This is a genomic window from Exiguobacterium sibiricum 7-3 (assembly GCF_000620865.1).
GTDB lineage: Bacteria > Bacillota > Bacilli > Exiguobacteriales > Exiguobacteriaceae > Exiguobacterium_A > Exiguobacterium_A sibiricum_A.
Map to the genome: position 1 here is coordinate 155,783 of NZ_KK211190.1, position 23,722 is coordinate 179,504.

Annotated in this window: 25 protein-coding genes; 14 read left to right on the forward strand and 11 right to left on the reverse strand. The window is 46.3% G+C overall.

The genetic code is table 11. The annotated features are described in order from the left end of the window. Nucleotides 1-59: 59 nt before the first annotated feature. The 3 genes from P402_RS0101785 to P402_RS0101795 all read right to left on the reverse strand — a co-directional run bounded on the left by P402_RS0101785 (nt 60) and on the right by P402_RS0101795 (nt 2,646). Nucleotides 60-875, reverse strand: a complete 816-nt coding sequence (locus tag P402_RS0101785; RefSeq protein ID WP_026827153.1) for a bifunctional hydroxymethylpyrimidine kinase/phosphomethylpyrimidine kinase — start codon at nt 873-875, stop codon at nt 60-62. A gap of 132 nt (nt 876-1,007) precedes the next feature. Further along, on the reverse strand, nt 1,008-2,012 hold the full coding sequence (locus P402_RS0101790; RefSeq protein WP_026827154.1) for an inorganic phosphate transporter: 1,005 nt from the start codon (nt 2,010-2,012) through the stop codon (nt 1,008-1,010). Nucleotides 2,013-2,028: 16 nt separating this feature from the next. Beyond that, nucleotides 2,029-2,646, reverse strand: a complete 618-nt coding sequence (locus tag P402_RS0101795) for a DUF47 domain-containing protein (protein ID WP_026827155.1) — start codon at nt 2,644-2,646, stop codon at nt 2,029-2,031. Nucleotides 2,647-2,988: 342 nt separating this feature from the next. Between P402_RS0101795 and cbpA the strand changes: the two genes are divergently transcribed. From cbpA to P402_RS0101820, 5 genes are all read left to right on the forward strand, one after another. After that, complete coding sequence (cbpA, locus tag P402_RS0101800; protein WP_026827156.1) at nt 2,989-3,627, forward strand: cyclic di-AMP binding protein CbpA; 639 nt, start codon at nt 2,989-2,991, stop codon at nt 3,625-3,627. Between the two features lie 58 nt (nt 3,628-3,685). After that, the gene (locus P402_RS0101805) at nt 3,686-4,453 is read left to right on the forward strand and encodes a pyrroline-5-carboxylate reductase family protein (RefSeq protein ID WP_026827157.1); all 768 of its coding nucleotides are present in this window, start codon (nt 3,686-3,688) and stop codon (nt 4,451-4,453) included. A gap of 191 nt (nt 4,454-4,644) precedes the next feature. Further along, nucleotides 4,645-5,202 (forward strand): TetR/AcrR family transcriptional regulator, encoded by a 558-nt coding sequence (locus tag P402_RS0101810; RefSeq protein ID WP_026827158.1) that lies wholly within the window; start codon nt 4,645-4,647, stop codon nt 5,200-5,202. Between the two features lie 44 nt (nt 5,203-5,246). Beyond that, on the forward strand, nt 5,247-8,408 hold the full coding sequence (locus P402_RS0101815) for an efflux RND transporter permease subunit (protein WP_026827159.1): 3,162 nt from the start codon (nt 5,247-5,249) through the stop codon (nt 8,406-8,408). Nucleotides 8,409-8,625: 217 nt separating this feature from the next. Continuing rightward, complete coding sequence (locus P402_RS0101820) at nt 8,626-9,288, forward strand: C40 family peptidase (protein WP_026827160.1); 663 nt, start codon at nt 8,626-8,628, stop codon at nt 9,286-9,288. Nucleotides 9,289-9,350: 62 nt separating this feature from the next. Here the strand turns inward: P402_RS0101820 and P402_RS0101825 are convergent, their stop codons facing one another. Both P402_RS0101825 and P402_RS0101830 read right to left on the reverse strand, forming a co-directional pair. Beyond that, entirely contained in the window at nt 9,351-10,316 is a 966-nt protein-coding gene (locus tag P402_RS0101825; protein WP_026827161.1) for a LacI family DNA-binding transcriptional regulator, read from the reverse strand. Nucleotides 10,317-10,328: 12 nt separating this feature from the next. Further along, a complete protein-coding gene (locus P402_RS0101830; protein ID WP_026827162.1) occupies nt 10,329-10,586 on the reverse strand; it encodes a hypothetical protein in 258 nt (85 codons plus the stop codon). Between the two features lie 172 nt (nt 10,587-10,758). Between P402_RS0101830 and P402_RS0101835 the strand changes: the two genes are divergently transcribed. Together P402_RS0101835 and P402_RS0101840 are read left to right on the forward strand one after the other, a co-directional pair. Further along, a complete protein-coding gene (locus tag P402_RS0101835; RefSeq protein ID WP_026827163.1) occupies nt 10,759-11,217 on the forward strand; it encodes a MarR family winged helix-turn-helix transcriptional regulator in 459 nt (152 codons plus the stop codon). Nucleotides 11,218-11,333: 116 nt separating this feature from the next. After that, entirely contained in the window at nt 11,334-11,966 is a 633-nt protein-coding gene (locus P402_RS0101840) for an NAD(P)H-dependent oxidoreductase (protein WP_026827164.1), read from the forward strand. A gap of 50 nt (nt 11,967-12,016) precedes the next feature. Here the strand turns inward: P402_RS0101840 and P402_RS0101845 are convergent, their stop codons facing one another. Further along, nucleotides 12,017-12,739 (reverse strand): WecB/TagA/CpsF family glycosyltransferase, encoded by a 723-nt coding sequence (locus P402_RS0101845; RefSeq protein ID WP_026827165.1) that lies wholly within the window; start codon nt 12,737-12,739, stop codon nt 12,017-12,019. Nucleotides 12,740-12,821: 82 nt separating this feature from the next. Between P402_RS0101845 and P402_RS0101850 the strand changes: the two genes are divergently transcribed. Beyond that, nucleotides 12,822-13,481, forward strand: a complete 660-nt coding sequence (locus P402_RS0101850; RefSeq protein ID WP_026827166.1) for a uracil-DNA glycosylase — start codon at nt 12,822-12,824, stop codon at nt 13,479-13,481. Between the two features lie 52 nt (nt 13,482-13,533). Here P402_RS0101850 and P402_RS0101855 read toward each other — a convergent pair whose 3' ends face one another. Further along, complete coding sequence (locus P402_RS0101855; protein ID WP_026827167.1) at nt 13,534-14,340, reverse strand: Cof-type HAD-IIB family hydrolase; 807 nt, start codon at nt 14,338-14,340, stop codon at nt 13,534-13,536. 125 nt (nt 14,341-14,465) lie between these two features. Here P402_RS0101855 and P402_RS0101860 point away from each other — a divergent pair, with 125 nt between their 5' ends. The 6 genes from P402_RS0101860 to P402_RS0101885 all read left to right on the forward strand — a co-directional run bounded on the left by P402_RS0101860 (nt 14,466) and on the right by P402_RS0101885 (nt 20,262). Next, entirely contained in the window at nt 14,466-15,728 is a 1,263-nt protein-coding gene (locus P402_RS0101860; RefSeq protein ID WP_235188801.1) for a hypothetical protein, read from the forward strand. A gap of 23 nt (nt 15,729-15,751) precedes the next feature. Further along, complete coding sequence (locus P402_RS0101865; RefSeq protein ID WP_026827169.1) at nt 15,752-16,444, forward strand: response regulator transcription factor; 693 nt, start codon at nt 15,752-15,754, stop codon at nt 16,442-16,444. After that, nucleotides 16,441-17,826, forward strand: a complete 1,386-nt coding sequence (locus tag P402_RS0101870; RefSeq protein ID WP_026827170.1) for a sensor histidine kinase — start codon at nt 16,441-16,443, stop codon at nt 17,824-17,826. Before P402_RS0101865 ends, P402_RS0101870 begins: the two co-directional genes overlap by 4 nt. Before the next feature lie 97 nt (nt 17,827-17,923). Further along, a complete protein-coding gene (locus tag P402_RS0101875; protein ID WP_026827171.1) occupies nt 17,924-18,301 on the forward strand; it encodes a DUF1499 domain-containing protein in 378 nt (125 codons plus the stop codon). Next, nucleotides 18,298-19,725 (forward strand): dihydrolipoyl dehydrogenase family protein, encoded by a 1,428-nt coding sequence (locus P402_RS0101880; RefSeq protein ID WP_026827172.1) that lies wholly within the window; start codon nt 18,298-18,300, stop codon nt 19,723-19,725. Before P402_RS0101875 ends, P402_RS0101880 begins: the two co-directional genes overlap by 4 nt. A 3-nt stretch (nt 19,726-19,728) precedes the next feature. After that, nucleotides 19,729-20,262, forward strand: coding sequence for a DUF420 domain-containing protein (locus P402_RS0101885; RefSeq protein WP_026827173.1), 534 nt, complete (start codon nt 19,729-19,731; stop codon nt 20,260-20,262). 84 nt (nt 20,263-20,346) lie between these two features. On the opposite strand, the gene P402_RS0101890 is transcribed toward P402_RS0101885, so the two are convergent. The 4 genes from P402_RS0101890 to tnpB form a co-directional block, all read right to left on the reverse strand. Continuing rightward, a complete protein-coding gene (locus tag P402_RS0101890; protein WP_026827174.1) occupies nt 20,347-21,120 on the reverse strand; it encodes a flagellar motor protein MotB in 774 nt (257 codons plus the stop codon). Further along, nucleotides 21,095-21,880, reverse strand: a complete 786-nt coding sequence (gene motA, locus P402_RS0101895; protein WP_012371742.1) for a flagellar motor stator protein MotA — start codon at nt 21,878-21,880, stop codon at nt 21,095-21,097. The genes P402_RS0101890 and motA overlap by 26 nt, the downstream gene beginning before the upstream one ends. A gap of 97 nt (nt 21,881-21,977) precedes the next feature. After that, complete coding sequence (locus P402_RS17125) at nt 21,978-22,148, reverse strand: hypothetical protein (RefSeq protein WP_235188802.1); 171 nt, start codon at nt 22,146-22,148, stop codon at nt 21,978-21,980. A 235-nt stretch (nt 22,149-22,383) separates the two neighbouring features. After that, on the reverse strand, nt 22,384-23,556 hold the full coding sequence (tnpB, locus tag P402_RS0101905) for an IS200/IS605 family element RNA-guided endonuclease TnpB (RefSeq protein ID WP_026827176.1): 1,173 nt from the start codon (nt 23,554-23,556) through the stop codon (nt 22,384-22,386). Between the last annotated feature and the right edge of the window lie 166 nt (nt 23,557-23,722).

Genomic DNA, 23,722 nt, shown 5'->3' on the forward strand with positions numbered 1-23,722 from the left:
TGAATCCCCTTTCCTATACAGAAAGAAGTCCGCGGTCAGTGCGCGGACTTCTTGAGCGATTAAGACGTTACTGTTCGGTGAGCAGCGTGGTCAGTCGGACCGACATATTCATTCAAGCGGAATGAATGACGAATCGCCGAAGTGATAAACGATTTCGCTGTACGGACCGCTTGCTCCACGGAAGCTCCTTTTGCGAGTTCAGCCGTGATTGCAGCAGAGTAGGTGCATCCTGCTCCGTGCGTATACGGTGTCTCAATACGCTCGTCCTCAATTAGGATAAACTCTTTTCCGTCATAAAGCACGTCAACTGCTCGTGGGTGGTCAATCTTGCTGCCACCTTTAACAAGAACGTATTGAGCACCTTTTTCATGAATCCGTGCAGCTGCCAGCTTCATTTCATCGATTGTCGAAGGTGTTTTTCCAAGACCGGACAATTGACCTGCTTCAAAGACATTAGGGGTCACGACCGTTGCGAGCGGTGTCAGGACATCGCGTAAAGCGTTCGCTGTATCGGGATTCAGAACTTCATCTTCACCTTTACAAACCATGACGGGATCGATGACGACATTTTTGACGCCAGATGACTTGATTTTTTCAGCAACGACTTCAATGATTTCGACAGTCGGGAGCATACCCGTCTTCATCGCATCTACACCAATTCCTCCAAGGACCGTATGGATTTGTGTCCGGACGAGTTCGGCATCGATCGGGTAAACCGCATGGTGCCAAGAATGATCGGGATCTTGAGCGACGATGACCGTCAATGCGTTCATTCCATAGACTTCAAGTTCCTGGAACGTTTTTAAATCAGCTTGAATACCAGCGCCGCCACTCGTGTCAGAACCGGCAATCGTTAAAGCTTTACGTTTTGTCATGTGGAATTCCTCCTAAATAAAATAAGCATATCTTCTTGCCATCAATCATAGCGAATTCTAGTCCAAGCGACAACTGCAGGGGCTTAATTGAGAGAGAAAAACCCCACCTAGCCGACTAGATGGGGAATGAAATCATTTAATGAAAAGGAAATCTAAAATGTAGTAGATGAGCGCCGCCACTGCCATTGAAATCGGCAATGTGATGACCCATGTAATCAACATCCGTTGTGCTGTTCCCCATTTAACACCTTTTTTTCGGTGTGATGTACCTACACCGAGAATGGCAGAAGAAATAACGTGTGTCGTTGAAACCGGTAAGTGAATCGCTGTCGCACCAAAGATGATGGCAGCAGACGTCAAGTCAGCCGCAACCCCGTTGACCGGACGGATTTTCATAATCTGTCCACCAACCGTCTTGATGATCCGCCATCCACCGACGGATGTTCCGAGACCCATTGCGACCGCACACGATAGTTTAACCCAAAGTGCGACTTCGTGATCGGTTTGGAAACCGGATGAAATAAGGGCGAGCGTGATGATACCCATCGCTTTTTGTGCATCATTCGTTCCGTGTGTGTACGATTGAAGAGCTGCTGTTGCGATTTGCATATGACGGAAACGACGATTCGTCTTCGCCAAGTTTCCTTTTTTGAAAACTACTTTAAAGATGCCGTAAACGATAAATCCAAGAGTGAAGGCAAGAATCGGTGAAATGATCAGTGCCTGAACGATTTTTAAAATTCCTTTTGCTTCGATTCCGCCAAAGCCGACAGATGCGATAGCCGCACCGGCGATTGAACCGATCAATGTGTGCGAAGAACTAGACGGAATACCGAAATACCACGTCAAGAGGTTCCAGGCGATAGCAGAAAGTAAAGCAGCAATGACGACATAACTTCCGTGCTCAAGCGTCGAAGGATCGACGATATCACTGGAAATTGTTTTAGCGACGCCAGTAAACGTGATTGCACCTAAAAAATTCATCGTCGCGGCAAGAATGATAGCGTGACGTGGTTTCAAAGCACGAGTCGACACCGAAGTCGCAATCGAGTTCGCTGTATCGTGGAAACCATTAATGAAGTCGAAGCTAAGTGCGAGAATGACGATTATGGCGGTGATGATAAAAAGACTATCCATCTCGTTAGCTCCTCACTTATGCGTTTTTCATGATGATCGTTTCAATGACGTTTGCTGCATCCTGGCAGTAATCGGCGATTGACTCGAGCGACTCATAAATTTCTTTGTATTGAATGATTTTGATTGGATCTGTTTCTGTTGCGAACAATGCTTTGATTGATTTACGACGCAAGTTATCGCAGATCGTTTCCTGTTCTTTTACTTTGATAACGTGTTCACGCATCGGTTGGAGTTTACGTGCGACTAACAAATCCATAGATAAAGCGAGCTCATTAACGGCAATGTGGATCTCATCCACAAAACGGATCATATGCTCGTCTGCTTTTACGATATTGTAAATTTCGAAAATAGCTGAACATTCTTCAAAACCATCGAGGACATCGTCAAGTGAGTTAGCAAGCGCTAATAAATCTTCCCGGTCGATTGGTGTAATGAACGCGTTGTTCAAATCGATGATCAGTTGATGCATCAGATCGTCACCAGCTGTTTCAAAATCTTTTACTTTATGGGCGAATTCTTTGACATCGGCAATACCATTGATTTTAAAGTCGACGAAAAATTGTGACGTTCGTTGCAGGTGTCCTGCAATCTCAGATAATTTAACCGCGAATGGATCTTGTTTTTTACTGAACATTTCTTCTGCCTCCATATTAAGAACAAGAATAGAATAGTGAAGTGACTTCACGAGTTCGATTGTATCAGACGCTATTGTAAAAGAATACAACTATGTCCCGTCTTTACGAAATCTTAATAAATCTTAATACTAAGGGGATTGTTGAATTAATAAAGAATTAAAAATTGCGGAAATAAGATGGATTCGCTTATTAATCTTGAGGAAAATTGTGTTTTCTCTTGGCGCTTGTGAGGGAATAGAAGAAAAGCAGGAGAAGGAAGAGCGGAAGCGAATAAGAAATTAAGTTAGAGCGCCATGTAAATCAGGTATAATGATGTTAAAGGAAAGAGGAGGACGTTTTGTATGCTCGTTCAAAGTTTGTGTATTCCGAAACACCAGTGTGTCAAGATTTTAGAAACCGCTACGATTCGAGAAGCATTACAGACGCTAGAAGAAACAGGATATCGTTGTGTCCCGGTTCTTGATCAGACCGGTCAATTGTTCAAGGGGAACATTTACAAGATGCATATTTACCGCCACGGAATGAACGGTGGTAGCTTAGACGATAACGTCATGACGTTGATCAAAAACACCACGAAGTTCATCTACACAGGCAGTAACTTCTTTGAAGTCTTTTTCTCAATCAAAGAATTGCCTTACATCGCAGTCTTGAATGATGATGGACAGTTCTTCGGCATCTTACCACACGGAAAGATGCTTGGTATGCTCGAAGAAGCATGGAATCGTGATTCAGGCAGCTATATCTTAACGGTTGCACTCAGTGAACAAAAAGGTGCCCTTGAAAAGATCGCTAAAATCGTCAATAAGTACTCAACCGTGGCGAGTTTGATGACACTTGATGCGAAAAGCAGTGTCATGCGCCGGGTCTTGATCACATTACCGACGGACTGTGATGAGAAAACGAAAAAGAAAATCGTCAAGAAATTAAATGAAAAAGGACTCCGTGTCGTTGCTGTGGAAGACTTGGCAGTTCGTGTATAATGACTAGGAAATCTGAAGGGACCAGCAAGTGGTCCTTTTTTTGTTGGGAGGAATAAAAATGAAAATTTTAATGGTAGGGGCAGGTTCGATGAGCGAATCCTTAGTCAAAGGATGGCTTGATTCGGGTATATCCCCTCAAACGATCACGATGACCAATCGAACCGACCGGACACGTCTGTTCGCTCTGGCGGAGCAGTACGGTGTTCGGACGACGGCCGAGGAACAGGTCGAACAATTTGATGTCGTTGTTTTAGCCATGCAGCCGGACGGAGTTCTCGACTACATCAAACAACAGACTTGGACGGATCAGCTGGTGGTGTCCGTCGCCGCGCACATCACACCGTCAGACATCGAAGCATACGTTTCGTGTGGTGCTGTCTGTGCGATGCCGAATACACCCGTCGCCTTTCAGACAGGAATGACGGGCCTATGGTTTGGTGACCTCGTATCCGATAAGAAAAGACAACAAGCGACGGCATTGTTTGAACGAGTGGGTCAGACGGTTGAAACGAATGCGACAACGATGCCTTATTTGATGGCAGCAGCGGGATGCAGTCCTGCTTTCTTCTATGAAATCGCCGGCGCGATGACACCTGTATTAACGAAAGCAGGTTTTGATTCTTCTTCTGCCCGGAAAATCATTGCACAGGCGATGAAAGGATCGGCGGAACTATTATTGCATGAAGAACGTCCGACAGCGGAATTGATTGACGATGTAGCGGCTCCGGGTGGTCCGACGGATCGTGGAGTCCGCGTTCTGCGCGAGCATCACTTGGCACAAGCGATGCATGCTGCTTTGATGGAAAGTGCGCGGGAAGATAACTGAATATCATCTGAAACGTCTACCGGTTCTCGATTCGAAGAACGCAGGTAGGCGTTTTTTGATCAGATTCGACTCATATAATACGAAGCGTTTCACGTGAAACATTGATTTAATCTTGCAAAGTAGGGCAGAACACCGTATATTAAAAAAAGAAACCGTCCAGACGGTACAGTAAAATAGAAAGGAGAAAAATGATGGTCAGTACAAAAGCGTTAGAAACACGACGGCGAATCACGGATGCGACTGTTCAAGTCATGCTGACTCAAGGGTTTCCACAACTGACACTTGAAGAAGTGGCGAAACAGGCGAATGTCTCCAAAGGCGGATTGTTGTATCATTTTTCTTCCAAAGAAGAATTATTGATGGGTGTGATTGAAGAACAGGAACGGCGTCAGTTTCAGCAATATCAGACGTACCGGGAAGAGGGATTCGGTCCAATGGAAGCATTCGTCCTGTTGCAAGCACGGTGGGACGAAGAATTTTGCCTCGACATCGATACGGTATTGTTTTTGTTGTCCCTGTTAAAGGAAAATGCCGCTTTTGTGGAAGAACGAAAAAAGCAGGTCCATCAGTTTTTTGATCAGTTGATGGAACAAGCGGATCCTGTAGACGCGATGATGATTCGGTTTACGTTGGACGGGCTAAAGATGTCGGAACATTTTCAGTTCGGTCAACCTGCACCTGACGTACGACAGGCCTTGATTGAACGGTTATTGAAACAAGCACGCAAGATTGATCAAGCATCAAAATAATAAGGTGGAATTGAAAAAGAAGAGAGAGAAGGCGGATTTTTACCATGAAGCGTATCATTCAATTTTCAGTCAATAATAAGTTTGCCCTTTGGTTGCTGACGATTATCATCACAGTCGCCGGAATTTATGCCGGAACGACGATGAAACTCGAGACATTGCCGGATATCACGACACCAACCGTGTCCGTGACGACGATTTATCCGGGAGCAACACCGGAACAAGTACTCGATGAAGTCAGCCGTGAACTTGAAAGTAAGGTCGAGAATCTCGGCGGAGTCGAAACCGTCCGCTCGTCCTCTTTCCAGAATGCCTCAAATCTACAAATCGACTACAGCTTCAGTACAGACATGGACGAAGCGGAACAAAAAGTCAAAGAAGCATTGGCGAACGTGGAGTTACCGGAAGGCGCCCAGGAACCTCAAGTTTCCCGAATTTCCTTTGATGCCTTCCCGGTCATCGGATTTGCTGTATCGGACGAAAAACGTTCCTTGTCCGACTTGACCAAACTGGTCGAAAACGAACTTCAACCAAAACTCGAAGGAATCGAAGGCGCACAAACGGTTCAAATTGCCGGTCAAGAAATCCGCCGAATTGAGATCCGATTTGACGAAAAGAAACTGCAACAGTATGGATTGACGGAAGAAAACGTCAAACAACTGATTCAAGCGAATGATTCCCGCTTGGCACTTGGATTATATGAATTAGGTGATAAAGAACAGGCTGTTGTCCTCGATGGAAAGGCAACGACAGTCACTGAACTGAAAAATCTCCGTCTGCCTTACACACCACAAACAGCAACAGGACAAGCACCTGAAGCAGGCGCGGGACAAGGACAGACGCAAGCACCTGCGCAATCGGCGCCGACAGATGCGGCTTCGGCACAAGCCTCGAGTCCGGCAGCAGTTGCACCGACGCAAGTCCCGACCGTTAAATTATCGCAACTGGCGACGATTGAAGACAAAGGGATCGAAGAATCAATTTCCCGGTCAAACGGGGAACGTTCGATCGGCGTCCAGGTGACGAAATCACAAGACGCGAATACGGTCGAAGTCGTCAATGCGGTCAAAGAGACGATTAAAGACTTTGAGAAAGACAACGCTAGCGTAAAAGCATCGATCACACTCGACCAAGGGAAGCCGATTGAAGAATCGGTCTCAACGATGATCAGCAAAGCATTGATTGGTGCCTTGTTTGCCGTCGTCATCATTCTCTTGTTCCTGCGTAACATCAAATCAACGATCATTGCCGTTATCTCGATTCCATTATCTCTGCTGATGGCGATTTTAGTCTTGAAACAATTGGATATCTCTCTCAACATCATGACACTGGGTGCGATGACGGTTGCGATTGGTCGTGTCGTGGATGATTCGATTGTCGTCATTGAGAACATTTACCGTCGATTGACGGATCCAACTGAACCGTTAAAAGGGAAAGCGCTCATCATCGATGCGACACGTGAAGTCTTCATTCCGGTCGCTTCATCTACAATCGTCACGATTGCCGTCTTCCTGCCGCTTGGATTTGTCACAGGATTCGTCGGAGAACTGTTCCTTCCATTCGCCTTGACAGTCGTCTTTGCGCTCTTTGCCTCGTTGATCGTGGCGGTAACGGTTGTTCCGATGTTTGCTGACTCACTCTTTAAACGCGGAAAGGCACCAAAACCTGAAAAAGAAGATGGCGGAAAACTCGCCAATTGGTACCGGGGTGTACTAAATTGGTCATTGAATCATAAACTCGTCGTGTTTGGTCTCGCCGTCCTGCTGTTGATCGGCAGTTTCGCGCTTGTTCCAACAATCGGCGTCAACTTCTTGAATCAAGAAAGTGAAAAAACATTTTATGTGACCTATAATCCAAAACCGGGTCAAACACTTGATGATTCTTTAAAGGCAGCAGACCAGGCAGAAGCTTATTTTGACAAGCAAAGTGATATAGATAATCTTCAATTTACAGTCGGTGGAGAAAATCCATTAAATCCTGGAAATACAAAACAGGCTGTCTTCATTGCCCAGTATGATCCGGATACAGCCGATTTTGCAGATGTGAAGCAACAGGCAATCAAACAATTGAATAAAGAGATTCCGACAGGAGAATGGAAAGAACAGGACTTTAGTGGAGGAGCAGCTTCTTCTGGTGTCTCATACTCCGTTTATGCGAATTCCATCGACGATTTACAAACGATGACACCTAAATTCGTGAAAGCGATTGAAGGTGAATCGAAATACGTGCGTAAAGTAACAACCGACTTAAAAGAGTCGTATACGCAGTACACGTTCGAAGTCGATCAACAAAAAGCCGCTGAATTCGGTATCTCGACAGCGCAATTGGCACAAGGGATTGCCAATGTGCAGGGTGAAGAAAAACCACTTTCTACTATAAAAGTAGACGGCAAGGAACTTGATGTCATCGTTCCGAACGAACAGACGACATATGGTTCCATCAATGATTTACAAAAAACAGATGTCACGACGCCGCTTGGTGTCCGGAAACTGTCGGATTTCGTCTCCGTTAAAAAAGGGACGACACCGGATTCACTCAGTGAACGGGACGGCAAATTGGTCGCGACGGTCACTGCAGAATTAAAAACAGACAAAGCAACAGAAGCTTCACAAGCCATCGATAAAACAGTCAGAAAAATTGATCTTCCGACAGGTGTTTCGTATAAAGCAGGTGGTGTGACGGAGCAAATTCAAGAGTCGTTCACGCAACTCGGACTTGCGATGGCAGCAGCAGTCGCCATCGTCTACCTTGTTCTCGTCGTCACCTTTGGAGGCGCATTGACACCACTTGTCATCTTGTTCTCGCTTCCGTTTGCCATCATCGGCGGATTACTCGCGCTGTTGATTACAGGCGAAACGATTTCAGTATCTTCATTAATCGGTGCATTGATGTTGATCGGAATCGTCGTGACGAACGCCATCGTTCTGATTGATCGCGTCATTCACAAGGAAAAAGAAGGACTTGATACACGTGAAGCCTTGTTGGATGCATCAGGAACACGACTTCGTCCGATCTTGATGACAGCGCTCGCGACAATTGGCGCCCTATCACCATTGGCACTAGGTCTTGAAGGCGGTGCTTTGATTTCGAAAGGGCTCGGGGTGACGGTCATTGGCGGATTAACAAGTTCAACGTTATTAACCTTGTTGATTGTCCCGATCGTCTACGAATTCTTTGCACGGTTTCGGAAAAAGAAGTCAATGGATTAAGCGGACTTAGTCTTTCATCATTTAAGCAGGTATCATGAAACGGCTCCAGACTGCCATTTCATGACCTGTTTTTTTATTTGTTGCAAAATTGTTACGAAAAACTATCCCTGTTAATAAACTGTAACACGACGATAGAAAACAGCATGATAGGATAAAAACAGTAATTATCTGATAATTTAGTTTTTCACATAGACTTACTTACAAGGGAGATAGACGGATGAAAAGTTCATTTTTAGTTCGTGTCATCGTATTTGCAACGTTGCTCATCAGTAGTTTTGCCGCTGTTCCCCAACAAACGAAAGCCAGTGCATCCAAAAAAGTTGTCGTGGCAGTCGACGTGTTGAATGTCCGTTCACAAGCAACGACGACGGGTCAAAAGCTCGGTCAACTGAAATTAGGACAAACGGTAACAGTCCTTGGAAAAACGGCAAACAACTGGTATCAACTCCGGTATGCAGGAAAAACTGCTTACATAGCGGCTACATACACAAAAGCTTTTAATGCAAAAGCGACGACAGGATTAACTAAAAATGGAGCAGCCGTCGTATCCGTGGCGGAAGGATTAAAAGGACGTCCTTACGTATTTGGCGCGACGGGGCCTGTCAGCTTCGACTGTTCCGGCTTTACGCGTTATGTCTACAATGCGTTGGGTAAGTCATTACCACGAACAGCGGCTGCCCAATATGGCGCGACGAAACGAACGGCTCCAGTTGCCGGTGATCTCGTCTTCTTCACGCACGGAAGCGGAATTCAGCACGTTGGGATTGCGGTGGATGGATCGACGATGATCAATGCCAATTCGTATTACGGACAAGTCGTCAAAGAATCATTCCGGAGCGGCTACTGGGGATCGCGTTACGTTGCGGCCGGATCTTTATAAAAAAGAAAACCAACCAAAAACCCGCTCTTGACGCATTTGCGAGACAAGAGCGGGTTTTTCATCTATTCATGGGATTCAAGTGCGGTTAATCCACTCAGAAGAGTGGTCGGGATTTCCACCTGGGGATGATTCCGCCAGTCGTCACTGGTTGCGATGGAGAAGGCTTGGCGGCCGATTGTCTCATAAGGGACGGCAACGGTCGTCATGTTGAGGACGACCGCTAACTCACTTCCGTCAAACCCGATGACCGCTAAATCTTCCGGAATCTGATACCCTTGTTTGCGAAGCTCCAGGATGATGCCCGCTGCCACATGATCACTTGCAGTCAATAAAGCGGTCGGACGATAGGTTTGCTTGGCCCACTGCCGTGCAATCCGGGCCCCATCTTCAATCGTCAATGCCTGCTGATAGACCCAGTCAGCGTCGGCCAGCGATACGGTATCCTGATAAGCACGTTTTCGGGCGCGACTGTTCGTGCTGTCGGGACGACCGAGACAAATCCCGATCTGGATATGACCGAAAGTCTGAAGTGCCTTTAACCCGCTCTGAAACGCGGTATAATGATTAATGTAGACCGAAGAGACATCTTCATGATGTTCACAAAACACAATCGGACCATATTGTTCGTATTGTAAAATGTCTTCGACCGGCAGACTGTGTGACACGACAATCAGTCCATCGACTTCACGTTGTGCAAGGGCTTGAAGAACCGTTTGTTCATGTGATGCGATGTAGTTCGTCTGCCAAGTTAAAAAACGGTACTCCTCTTCAAAAGCAGACTGGGCAATGCCGTGTAAGATGGCAGCGTGATAAGGATGATCGACATAAGGCAACATGACGCCGATGGTTTTCGTTTGACCGGTCGATAAATGGACGGCAGTTTGATTGCGGATGTAGCCGAGTTTTGTGATGGCATCCCGTACGGCCTGGCGTTTATCTTCCGCGACGTAAGGATGATCATTGAGGACACGCGAGACTGTCGTCACTGAAACATCTGCTTCACGTGCTAAGTCACGAATGTTGGTCATCAAAAGTTCCTCCTAGCTGTTGGATAATTGTTGATGAATCTGAATCCAGTCGTGCTTCGTAATCGGACCTTCAAGCCAAGGCGAACGCTCGAGTTGTTCTGAAATTTTTTGTAACAGCTCGACTTGATGCGCCGGCGGTAAGTCCGGATACTGGTCGACTAACGTATGTTTACACAAATAGTACCCGGTCGGTGTATAAAGCTGTTCAATCGCTAGCTCATAAGCGACATTTTTTTGAATCAGACGAGATAAGATTGTTTGGAAAGACACAAGAAGACCTCCCTTGTAGTGTATATCAAGACCATAATATATGGAACGCGTTTCACGGCAAGAGAAAATCGGGATGTCCTTCAAAAAAGTTGGAAATCCGGGCTGGAATTGACCTATGGAAAAAAGAGGACTATGATTGTTTCGAATCAAGATAAAGAGGGGCGAACGTAAAATGGAATCGACAGACTCGAAGCTGGCATTAAAAATGCTCGTTGTTCTATCTCGTACAATGCATGCAGTAGCAGAACAAGTGAAGGTAGACATCAAGACCCATCAGCTGAACTTATCGGAATTTGGTGTTCTCGAATTGTTGTACCACAAAGGAGATACGCCACTCCAACAAATCGGCGATAAAATCTTATTAACAAGTGGCAGTGTCACATATGTCGTGGATAAATTAGAGAATCGGGGGCTTCTTGCCCGACGATCTTGCCCGACGGATCGTCGCGTGACGTTCGGAACACTGACGGAGGCCGGAAGAGAACTGATGGAAGAAACTTTTCCAAAGCACGAAGCGTTCCTCACGGACTTGTTCAGTGATCTTTCGATTCCAGAAAAAGAACAGTTGATTGACCAGTTAAAACGGATTGGTCATCGCGCAGACCATTATAAACACTCAGAAAAAGCCTAATCATCATGATTAAGCTTTTTTTGTTGATTTCTTTGAAATCAAACTAATTGACAAAAGAAAATGGTGTTGGTATATTTACTTACAGAAATTACTTTAGATAAAAGGGAGAAATAAAAATGACTAAATTACTTTATGTAACTGTAAACCCGAAATCAACAGAACATTCATTCAGCCTTCAAGCTGGTGAAGCTTTCCTCGAAAGCTACAAAGCAGCTAACCCGAACGCTGAAGTTCAAGTCCTTGATCTATATAAAGAAGATGTCCAAGAAATCGATACAGACGTACTCAGCGCATGGGGCAAATTCGCAACAGGCGAAGAGCTTTCAGAAGTTGAAATCGCTAAAGTCGGTACAATGACGAAACACCTGGAGCAGTATATGGAAGCGGACGAATATGTATTCGTGACGCCAATGTGGAACTTCTCATTCCCAGCACGTCTTAAAATGTACATCGACAGCGTTCTTCTTGCAGGCAAAACATTTGCTTACACGGCAGAAGGTCCTAAAGGATTGATGGAAGGCAAAAAAGCGCTCCACATTCAAGCAACAGGCGGCGTATACACTGGTTCTGGCCTCAACTTCGGAGATGACTACCTCCGTCAAGCACTCGCTTTCACTGGCGTAACGGACTACAACTCATTGTTCATCGAAGGTATGGCAATGAATCCAGAAAAAGCAGAAGAAATCAAACAAGCAGCAATCGCAGAAGCAAAAGAACTTGGTCGTTCATTCTCAACAGTCAACGCATAAGAAACGAAAACACCCGCTGTCCGGTCAACCGGACAGCGGGTGTTTTGCGTTTACAAATGAGTTTTTTTCCGTAAGACGAGCGACGCAAAAAGGAACAAGTCCTTTAATTTCTCCAATCCGCGCGGATGACTGGAAATCCGGTACAGCCATTCGAGCTTCAGCTTCCGGAACAGCTTCGGAGCACGTTTACTGTGACCCGACCAGACATCAAATGCACCTCCGACACCGATGAAAAGACCGTGATCCACCTGGTCGTAAACGGATGCGATCCATTCTTCCTGTTTCGGCGCGCCGAGGGCCACCAAAATCAAATCAGCTTCGACCGATTGAATCGCTTTTGCGGCTTCTGCTTCTTTGCCGAATCCGTGAAAGGTTCCGACGAACTGGATATCAGGAAAACGAATCGACAATTGCTGGATCAGCGACTTCATGACTTCCGGGCGTCCGCCAAGCAGGAAGACCCGTTTTTTCAAAGCATCGGCTGTTCGAAGCAACTCCCGTGCCGTCTCGATTCCGGGCAACGTCGCAGTGAGCGGTTGTCCCATTCGTTTGCTGGCTGCCGTCACACCGATTCCGTCAGGTGTGATGAACGTTGCTTGTTGTAAGATATGCTTATAAGCGGGTTCGCGCAAAGAACGTAAGACCAGTTCGGGATTAGCTGTAACAAGAAAGGCTTTTTCGTTATTGTGTAAAATCGTTTTAATATGGGTATACCAACTCGACGGTGTTGCGTCGACAAAAGGCAAACCAAATAACTGTGTTGTTTGAATCATCTTTATTCCACCTCATTATTCATCATAGCAGAATCGGGCCGGACGAACAGGGGCTTGAGACTGAAAAAAAGGAGCGATCGGGATGCATGCAGCCTGGCAGGAGATTTTAAAAGAAGAGAAAGAAAAAGACTACTTTATCCGATTATGGGATTTTATCAAGACCGCTTACCGGGAAACGACGGTGTATCCGCCGAAGGATCAGATTTTTCATGCGTTTGACGCGGTGGCGCCGCAGGATGTCCGTTGCGTCATCCTGGGTCAGGATCCATACCATGGACCGAATCAGGCCAATGGATTAAGCTTTTCCGTTAATGACGGCATTGCGATTCCGCCGTCTTTACGTAATATGTACAAGGAATTAGTGTCCGATATCGGATGTCCTGTGCCGACGACGGGCAATCTTGAAGCCTGGTCGCAGCAGGGGGTGTTTCTGTTGAATACGTCACTGACCGTTGAAGCTGGAAAAGCGGGTTCCCATGCGAAAAAAGGCTGGGAATCCTTTACGGACCGCGTCATCGAAGTGCTCGGACAACAGGAGCAACCGATTGTATTCATTCTCTGGGGAAATCACGCAAAAAGTAAAAAAAGTTTGATTGATACGAACCGGCATCTCGTTCTCGAATCCGTTCATCCAAGCCCGCTTTCGGCGAGCCGCGGTTTTTTTGGCAGTCGACCGTATTCGCAAACCAATGACTGGTTACAGCAGCAAAATCGAACACCGATCGATTGGTGTATGTCATAACACATGAAAAACCAATTTACTCCGTCCTTGTGGAGTAAATTGGTTTTTTTGTTCAGTCCATCATGAATTTTTCGATGACGAGGGCAATGCCATCCTCATCATTAGAAGCTGTCATGTACTGTGCTTTTTCTTTGACAGTATCGGCGGCATTCGCCATCGCGACACCAAGCCCGGCCCATTCGATCATCGATAAATCATTGTTGCCGTCTCCGCAGGCAATGACATCCGACTGCTTGATTCCGAGACGTTCAGCGAGTAGGGCAAGACTCGTTCCTTTCGTCACGCCAGCTTCCGTAAACTCAAGGAAAAATGGCTTCGAGCGGGCGACAGCGAGCTCACCGGCTAACTCGACTTGAAGTTTTTGCTCGACTTCGGCCAAACGATTTTCTTCCGCAAGCATCAAACATTTGACGACCGGCTCTGTGATGGATGCTTTGAAATCCGTCACAGTAATGACATCCATTCCCGTCAGTTCCCCTTCAATTGTCGTAAAGGCGTTCGCTCTCTCCGTCAAAATTTCGTGTCCGACATACGTGTGGATGTCGATGTTTTCCCGTTTACTTAAATCGTAGAGACGATGGACGGTTTCCGGAAGAAGGGTACTGGAGAAGAGGGACTCATTTGTTTTACAGTCGATGATGGAAGCCCCGTTGAAACTTAGGATATAGCTGCCGTATCGGGCAAGCTCCAACTCTTTTGCCAAATCGATCATAGCGTAAGTCGGACGACCACTCGCAAGCACCACTTTTTTTCCGCGACGCTGTGCATCGAGTAACGATTCTTTCGTTTTTGGAGAAATCGTATGGTCGCTCGTCAATAATGTATCGTCAAGATCAAGTACAATCATTTCGTAAGCCATAAATATAAACCCCTTTCGAATATCTGTTACATCTTAACAAGTTGACTCTTCTTCCACAATATACTCTCGCTTGAAAGAGTGTGATAAAGTTTGAGAAGAGCATGTATGGAAAGGATTTAAGTCTGATGAAATATTTTGTAATTTTCTTATCGACCCTATATTTGGCGGGATGCGGTCTTACGTTGCCCCATCCTGCTTCATTACTCGAACACCCGGCGTTACCGGAATGGGAAAAGTCGTTAAAAGCAAAAATCGATACCGATCTTCCGACAGAGGCGGAAATCGTGGCACCGCGGAATCAATCTATTTCAAGGCTGTATGAATTGATTGATTTGAACCGGGATGGACGTGATGAAGCCATTACGTTTTATCGGATTGAACAGCGAGGGACATTTCAAATCAAGGTGTTGGTCCACGAACGTCTGAAGAACAAGTGGGTTTTACGTGTGAGCCAGCCGATTGCGACAGGCCGATCGATTGATCAACTTCACGTCATCCTCGATGAATCCAAAAAAGTGAATCAACTGATGATTGGTGTGACGAGTCTTGAAGAGAATACGGTCTATCTCCTGAAAGATTTGATGAAGCCATCGATTAACATTACTAAAATCGATACATATGATCGATTGACGATTGCCGATTTGAATCAAGATCGACGTCAGGATATGGTATTACTCAAAAAAGGACGGACGACAGAACTTGTGTATTATGAGGAAGCCTTGAAGCCGACCAACCGACAAGATGTCACATTGCCAGTCAAAGAAGGCGATTTATTTGCGGATCATGATCTATTTGAAATTGATACCGTGAATCCGGCTAAGAAAAAAGGTGTATTCGTCTCCTTTACCCGTGAGGCAAAAATGCATTTGCTCGTCTTTCAGCTCGAACAAGCCCGGCTGACATCCGTCCGCTGGGGTGAGACATCAGAAATTGTCGAGCCGATGTATACGTTCCCGAAAGACGTTGACCAGGACGGTGTCATCGAATTTGCACATCAATACACGCCTGAAGGAAGTATAGGACGCGTGTCTGAAGAAAAACCAAGAATCACTGCTTATTATGCGTGGAATGGATCCGACGTTCAGCCATTTCTCGAAAGTGGATTTGAGCTTCGGGAAGAGCAATACATTGATCTCGAATACAATTTCGTGATGCGTTTTCCCGCAAACTGGGCGACGCGTGAAACTATTGAGAAAAAGGACAACCGGGTCCGGTTCATCAACCGGGAGACCGGAACAATTGATTTTGAGCTGGAGATCATTCCAAAAACTCAATATATCGCCAGCCATCGCAAGAAGAAAATTAAAGAAGGCATTGATTACGTGTATGTCATCTCTACCAATCAATCCTATGAAGAGTACGCTGCCAACGTAGCGCTCGTGGAATAAAGTAAAAGCAGGAGGAAAATAAGATGACTAAAATATTAGTGGCCGAGGATGAACATGCGATTCGTAGTTTCATCGTCATTAATTTAAAACGTGCAGGATATGAAGTGATTGAAGCAGAAAACGGACGGGAAGCATTGGACTACTTTGAGCAGCAAACGTTCGACATCCTGCTGCTCGACATCATGATGCCGGAAGTCGACGGATTCGCGGTTTGTGAACAAGCCCGCTCGAAAGATGAAGTCGTCGGCATCATCATGCTGACAGCACGGACGCGCGAAGAAGATAAAGTCATGGGACTCAGTGTCGGTGCGGATGATTATATTGCGAAGCCGTTCAGCCCGGCTGAACTGTTGGCGCGTATTCAATCCTTACTCCGCCGAGTCGAGACACTTCGCCGCCGAAAACAACCCCGTGAACTGATCTCAGGTCCTTTTCGAATTGACCTCGGAGCAAAGCGGGTCCAAAAAGCAGGTGTTGATGTCGAAGTCACACCGACAGAATACGATTTGTTATGCCATTTCATTAAAAATGAAGATCAGGTCATGTCCCGGGATGAGTTGCTCGATGCAGTGTGGGGCGAAAATTATTTTGGAGACCGTAAGACGGTCGACGTCAACATTCGGCGCCTGCGTCAGAAAATCGAAGAAAATCCAGCAGAACCCGAGTTCATCGAGACGTTATGGGGACACGGCTACAAGTGGCGTAACGAAAAATGAAACGACAGATTTTGATGCGGTTCATGACGATCATTACGGTAACGGTTTTGCTGGTCATCGGAATTTTATCCTTCGTGACGTATAACTATTATTATGTGACGGCGACAGATGTCTTGAAACGGCATGCCAATGCAAGTGCCATCTTATTTGCAAACAGTGGTCTGGCTTATGATTTTCAAGACTCAGAAGCGACGATTCATGACGTGCTTGATTCATATGCCTACACAGATGCGGAAATTGAAGTATTGGATGTGAAGGGAATTCCCCGCTATTCGTCGACAGGTTTCGTCTCGAAACGGAATATGACGAAACAGGAAGTGACACGTCTGTTGAGCGGTGGAACGATCACAAAACGTTATGATGATCCGACGACGAATGAACATCTGCTTGAGGTGGCGGAACCGATCGTATCCTTCGGACAGACGACAGGAGCGCTACGTTATACGACGTCGCTTGCCAAGATTGATCAACGGGTCATTGAAATTTGTTTGGCGATTTTCTTATTAGGTGTCGTGATTTGGGGACTGGCCTACATTTATTCCTCCCGTCTCGTTTCGTCGATCGTTCGACCGATTCAGGAAGTTATCGGTGCATCCGATCAAATCGCAAAACAGCATTATGACGTCAAGGTCAATGAGGAGTATACGTTTGAACTGGGGGAACTTGCCCGAACGATCAACTATATGGGACAACAGATCAAGCAACAGGAAACATTGAAGGATGAGTTCATCTCCGGGATTTCGCACGAGTTACGAACACCGCTCACTTCCATTAAAGGATGGAGTGAAACATTACTGGCAGAACCGGAACGTTTACCGGAGGAAGCGTCGCTCGGGATGGGAATCATCCATTCGGAGACGGAACGGTTGATTTCGTTAGTGGAACAGTTGCTTGATTTTTCGAAACTGGAGACGAGCCGGCTCGTCTTATACCGGCAGGAAGTAAATTTGACTGAAATCATTGAAACGGTAACGGCACAATTGCGTCAAAAACTGGAAGAAAAAAACATCCGTATTGTCCGCAAATTGCCGGCACAGGTGATTGGTCTTTACGATGAAAACCGTTTAAAACAGGTCTTTTTAAATTTACTGGATAACGCGATCCGCTTTTCGCCGATTGACGGCGAAATCACAATTCGCCTTGTCCGCTCAGAACGTGTCCTCTTTTTATCTTTCAGCGATGAAGGACCCGGTATTCCTAAAAATCACCTCAGACATGTCACGGAAAAGTTTTATCAGGTTCAAAAAGGGAAAGGTGGAACAGGGTTAGGTCTCGCAATTTGCCGTGAACTGGTTGAAGCACATGAAGGGAAATTGTTCATCGATAATCAACCGGAAGGCGGAGCGATTGCAACGATCCTCCTGCCGGTCACGAAAGCATAACGGGAAAGTCAAATGAGAAGCGCTTTCGAAACTGAACTGGTAAAGTGAAATGAGGATAACGATTTACAGCAAGACGAAACGAATGGAGGAATCAGTCATGGCACTTGGCGTATCGAACGGCAGATTAAGTCCGCTTACAGGGAAACCGAACGCGGTATCGACACAGACGGATAAAGAAGCGTTGAAGATGACACCTTTACCGTTCAACGGAAATCTAGCAGAATCAAAATTTCAAATCATGCGAGTTCTTCAAAGTCTTGACCGGGTGACAGTAGTCAAAGAAGATCCAACGTACATTCATGTTGTCTTCTCGAGTAAAGTCCTTCGTTTTAAAGATGATGTTGAATTTTATTTCGACGAAGCTTCTCAAAAAATTCATTTCCGCTCAGCTTCCCGTGTCGGCTATTCCGACTGGGGCGTTAACCGAAAACGAATGGAAGACATTTCGGCACGATATAAGGAGGCTTCCCGATGAAAAGTTATCAGTTGGTCGTAATTGGTGGTGGAGCAGCCGGAATGACAATTGCGGCAGGAGCAGCCAGTCTTGGTGCCCATGTCGCATTGATTGAGCGTCATACACATTTAGGTGGAGATTGTTTGCATTACGGTTGTGTCCCGTCAAAAGCGTTGATTGAAGCTGCACATGACGTCCATGTCATGAAGCAGACGGCAGCCAAATACAACGTGACATTAAACGGAGACGCAGTGTACAGCAAAACAAAAGCAAGCGTCGACCGTGCCCGGAATATCATTCAGTCGCATGACGGAACGAAACGGTTCGAAGAGCTTGGTGTCGATGTTTACATCGGCGAAGCCAGTTTCTTGAGTGCCAATGAAGTTGAAGTAGCGGGTCAACTGGTTGTCGGAGAGAAATTCGCGATTTCGACGGGATCACAGCCGATCATTCCGCCGATTGAGGGGCTTGATACGATTCCGTACTTAACGAATGAGACGATTTTTGAACAAACGGAACGCCCTGAACGATTGCTGGTCATCGGCGGCGGAGCGATTGGTCTCGAATTATCGCAAGCCTATGCCCATCTCGGAACGGAAGTGACCGTGATTGAAGGTGCTAAATCCTTGATGCCAAAAGAAGACCGCAGCATGGTCACGGTACTACAACGACAAATCGAACAAGAATTGACACTCCATTTGGATACGACCGTCACAAGTGTCCGGAAAGCTGCGAACGGAATCGAAGTCACAGTCAAAACAGGCGAAGAATCCCGTGTCATTGAAACGGATGCCGTACTCGTGGCTGTTGGCCGGAAGCCGCGGATTGATGCGTTACGCCTTGATCGCGCAGGTGTTCATGTTGAAAAAGGTTATGTTCAAGTCGATGGTTCCCTTCGGACGAACCAACGTCATATCTTTGCTGTCGGTGATACGATTCAATCGTTGCCGTTTACGCACGTGGCTGGTCTTGAAGGGAAAACAGTCGTTACGAACGCTTTGTTCGGCTTACGTACTAAACCAGATTACCGTGCCGTTCCATGGGTGACGTTTACGACACCTGAACTGTTCCACCTGGGACTGACAGAAGAAGAAGCACGTCAAAAATACAGCGACATCAAAGTTTACGAAACCGGACTTGATGAAGTCGATCGGTTTGTCATCAATGGTCGGACGGAAGGACGCGTCAAACTGATTGCCGATAAACGCGGTAAACTGATTGGTGCCCATGCAATTGGTGAGCAAGCCGGCGAATGGATGCAGGAAGTCGTTTATGCGATGGCTCGTAAAGATAAGGTCGGTCAGTTATCCCGTGTCGTTCATCCGTATCCGATTCGTGGTGCTGCGGTCCAACGTGCAGCTGATTTATACTGGCGTGAACGTCTCTTTGACGGTCCGTTGCCAAAATGGTTAAAACGATACTTTGATTGGAAACAAGGAGAATAATACATGCAACAATCTGCTAAAAAACGTAATTTCGTTCCGGTCGTCATCCTCTTGACGCTCGTCATCAATCTGTTGGTCGCGCTGTTGTTTTTTGCACCGCCTTTACAGATCGGTGACGGGTTTGACTGGACGCTGCTTCCTTTTTTAAACGCCATCTTCAACAGCTTCACGTTCATGTTGTTGCTCGGTGCCTGGATTTCGATCCGTCGGGGAAACCGGATCAATCACCGTCGCTTTATCGGCGGTGCCATGACGACGACGACGTTATTCTTGATTTCGTACGTGACGTATCATGCGGTCAGTGAATCGACGAAGTTCGGCGGAGAAGGGTTTGTCCGTCCCATCTATTTCTTTATTCTGATTTCGCATATCATTTTAGCAGCGGTCATCGTTCCGCTCGTCTTGATGTCGCTCGCTCATGCATTGAATCAAAATTTTGAGAAACATAAGAAGTGGACGCGTTTTACGATGCCGCTTTGGTTATATGTCAGTCTCACGGGTGTTATCGTCTATGTGATGATTCGTCCGTACTATTAAAACCGCACATCAAAACAGGCCCATTCCGATTTTTCTCGGAGTGGGCCTGTTTTTGATTGCCGAATCGTCATACAGCAAAGGAGATTACGGTTTTACCTTCGTTTTATCCAAGACATTTTGTGCTTTGATGTCAATTAGTGGACGGATCAAGACCTCAACACGCCGGTTTTGACTGCGACCGTTTTCTGAATCATTTGAAGCAATCGGTTGATACTCTCCGTATCCGCTGACCGTAAATCGTTTTGGAGCAAGCTGTGGATTCCGCTGAAGGGCACGCATGAAACTGATGGCCCGTTCTGCACTGAGTTCCCAGTTCGACGGATACTGAACGGTATTAATCGGAATGTTATCCGTATGACCCGAAACCTGGATCTGACGCTGTCCTGCTTTGACAAGCAGGGTACTCATGCCTTGAGCGATTTGAATCGCATCACCTTTTACATCTGCTTGGGCAGGTGAAAAGAGGGCCCGGTCACGGATCGTAAAGACAAGCCCTTCATTCGTGACCTCAACTTTGATGTCTTTTTCAAGCTTCTGCTGTTTGATGTAGTCATTTGCTTCTTCTTTGATTTTTTCGAGTTCAGCGATTTCATAGCTTTGTGCTTTCGTTCGGGCATCAGTCTTTTTCGAGTCCTCTTCTTCCTGTGAGGTCGATAAGGAACTGTTCGTAATCATGCCTGAACCACCATTGAAGACAGAACTGAACGATTGAGACATTGCTTTCAGTTTGACGGCATCGACGTTACTCGAAGCGAAAAGAACGATGAACAGAGCGAGTAACAAGGTAAGGAGATCGGCATAAGGAATCAGCCAGCCTTCGGAAATGTGTTCATCATGCGGCTTCTTTTTCCGTTTCATACGTCGCACGCTCCTTCGGTGTCAGATAGACAAGTAACTTATCCTCCAGGTTTTTAGGAGATTCTCCGTTCTGGATTGATAAGATTCCTTCAATCATCATTTCATAGAGTTGGATTTCAGTGGCTGACTTCTGCTTTAACTTTGTCGCAAATGGGAACCATAGGACATATCCTGTGAAAATCCCAAATAGCGTTGCGATGAAGGCCCCGGAAATCGCGTGCCCCAGCTTTTCGATATCTGATAGATCGGATAGCGCGGCAACGAGTCCGACGACAGCCCCGAGTACACCGAGGGTCGGTGCATATGTACCGGCTTGCGTGAAGATGTTGGCATTCGCATGGTGCCGTTCGGTCATGTTTTCAAGGTCGCGGGTCATGACGTCTTCGACGTATTCTGACGGTTGACCATCGATAACCATCATGACACCGCGGCGCATGAACGCATTATCCACTTCTTCGAGTGCCGTTTCAAGTGACAATAAACCTTCTTTTCGGGCTTGTGTCGAGAGGGTTAAAAATTGTTGAAGCAATGTCTGTTTCGTCATCAGTTGTTGTTCAAAGAAAATGACTTTAAACAAAGCAGGGATGATTTTTAAGCGTTCTTTCGGGAACGAAATCATGATTGCTGCCGCTGTACCGACAAAAATAATAACGAGTGCCGCGGGGTTCAGCAATGCGATCGGAGAGGCCCCTTTTAAAATCATTCCTCCGACTAAGGTGATGAGCCCTAGTATAATACCAATAATCGACACGATATCCATTTCATTTGTGCCACCTTTCCCCATGTTGTCTGATCGTGAACGAAAAATAAAAAGAGCAGAAGAGGCGTCTTCTGCTCGGAAATCCAAAAACCGAGAATCACGCGCCGTTTTCATCGATAAGCAATTGAATGCTTTCGTTTCGTTCGTCACGTTCTATATCGGTTAATACATCGTATTTTTTTAATGCAATATACAATTCGTTTAGAATTGATTGATCCACATGTAGCGATAGTAACTCCTCGAATTGATAATATAGCTGTGCGGGCATCCATTGTGATTGGCGTTCCAGCCTTCGCGAGACATCTTCAATCGAATGTTCAGCCGTCCTAGGGTCCACTGTTTCCCTCAACCTCCTTTTATGATTAAACGTCGACTTTTATCTATTTTACCAAAAAAAAACGAAAACGTTTAGTAGATTGCAGATTTAATTGAACTACCTCCACCTACGCTTCACTAAGAGATGGAGGATTCCTGAGTTATCCGACCTAGCGGTTGAAACCTGATCAGGCTAGCCCCGTCGTCCCGACGGTTGAAGAAGCTAAGATGCGTTCTGCTTCTTGTTTGAGATTCTGTCCTGCATTCACATCACGATCGTGGTGGATGCCGCAAATCGGGCATGTCCATTCACGTAAACCAAGATGTTTCACGTCTTTGTGTTGATGGCCGCAACTCGAGCAGAGTTGGCTCGAAGCAAAGGTCTTTCCGACCTTCACGACGGCCTTCCCGTACCAGTCCGCCTTGTATTCCAGCATACGGAAAAACTCCGACCAGCTGACGTCCGAGATGACCTTGCTCAACTTCCGATTTTTCTGCATGTTCTTCACCTGCAAGGTCTCGATTCCGATGACGTCGTGGTTTTTGACGATCTCGGTGGATACCTTGTGCAAGAAGTCGATTCGCTTGTTGGCAATCTTTGCGTGGATGCGGGCGACCTTTCGCTTCTGCTTCTGGTAGTTCTTCGACTCGGAAAGTTTCACTTTCTTGTTCAAGGCCATGCGCTGACGACGAGAGAGCTTGCGTTGCTCGCGCGCCAGTTTTTTCTCGAGCGAACGGAAGTAGCGGTCGTTCTTGTATACCGTACCATCCGACAGGATGGCAAAGTTTTTCAACCCGACGTCGACGCCGACGGAGGAACCGGTCTTCGGCAGTTCGTGGATTTCCTGCTCGACGAGCAGGGAGACGAAGTATTTTCCTGAAGCGTTACGCCGGATGGTTGCGCTCAAGATGCGTCCTGCGACCTGCCTCGATTTGGCGAAACGCACCCACTTCAGCTTCGGAAGTTTGAGCTTGCTGCCGACGATCGAGACCTCGGGAAGCTGGTTCTTCTTCTCGATATTGGTCTTGTAGGATTGGACGGGATTGCGCTTCGATTTGAATCGAGGCCGTTCGTTCTGCTTCTTGAAGAAGCGGTCATACGCATCGGTCAGGTGTTTGACACTCGATTGAAGCGAATGGCTATCGACTTCTTTCAGCCAGTCGAACTCTTGCTTCAGCATCGGGATTTCTTTCGAACAAGAACCGTAAGACAGTCCTTTGCCTATCGCTTTATACGTCTCATCCCACTTCGATAAGAAGTAGTTGAAGACGAAGCGCGAACAACCAATGGTCTTCGCGATCAGGATTTCCTGCTCTTTTGTCGGGTAGATTCTAAATTTGTAGGCCTTATGCTTCAACATGATTTTCACCTCCTTGAGAGGTTTATACCCGAAAGGGAGGGGGGCGATTCACTTCCCACTTTCACTTCGTTTAGAAATGGGAGTACTTTCGCCTAATTTATATAGAACAAATGTTTTCGAGGGAGTATGATAGATACAATTGGGTCATTTCATCTAGGAGGAATAC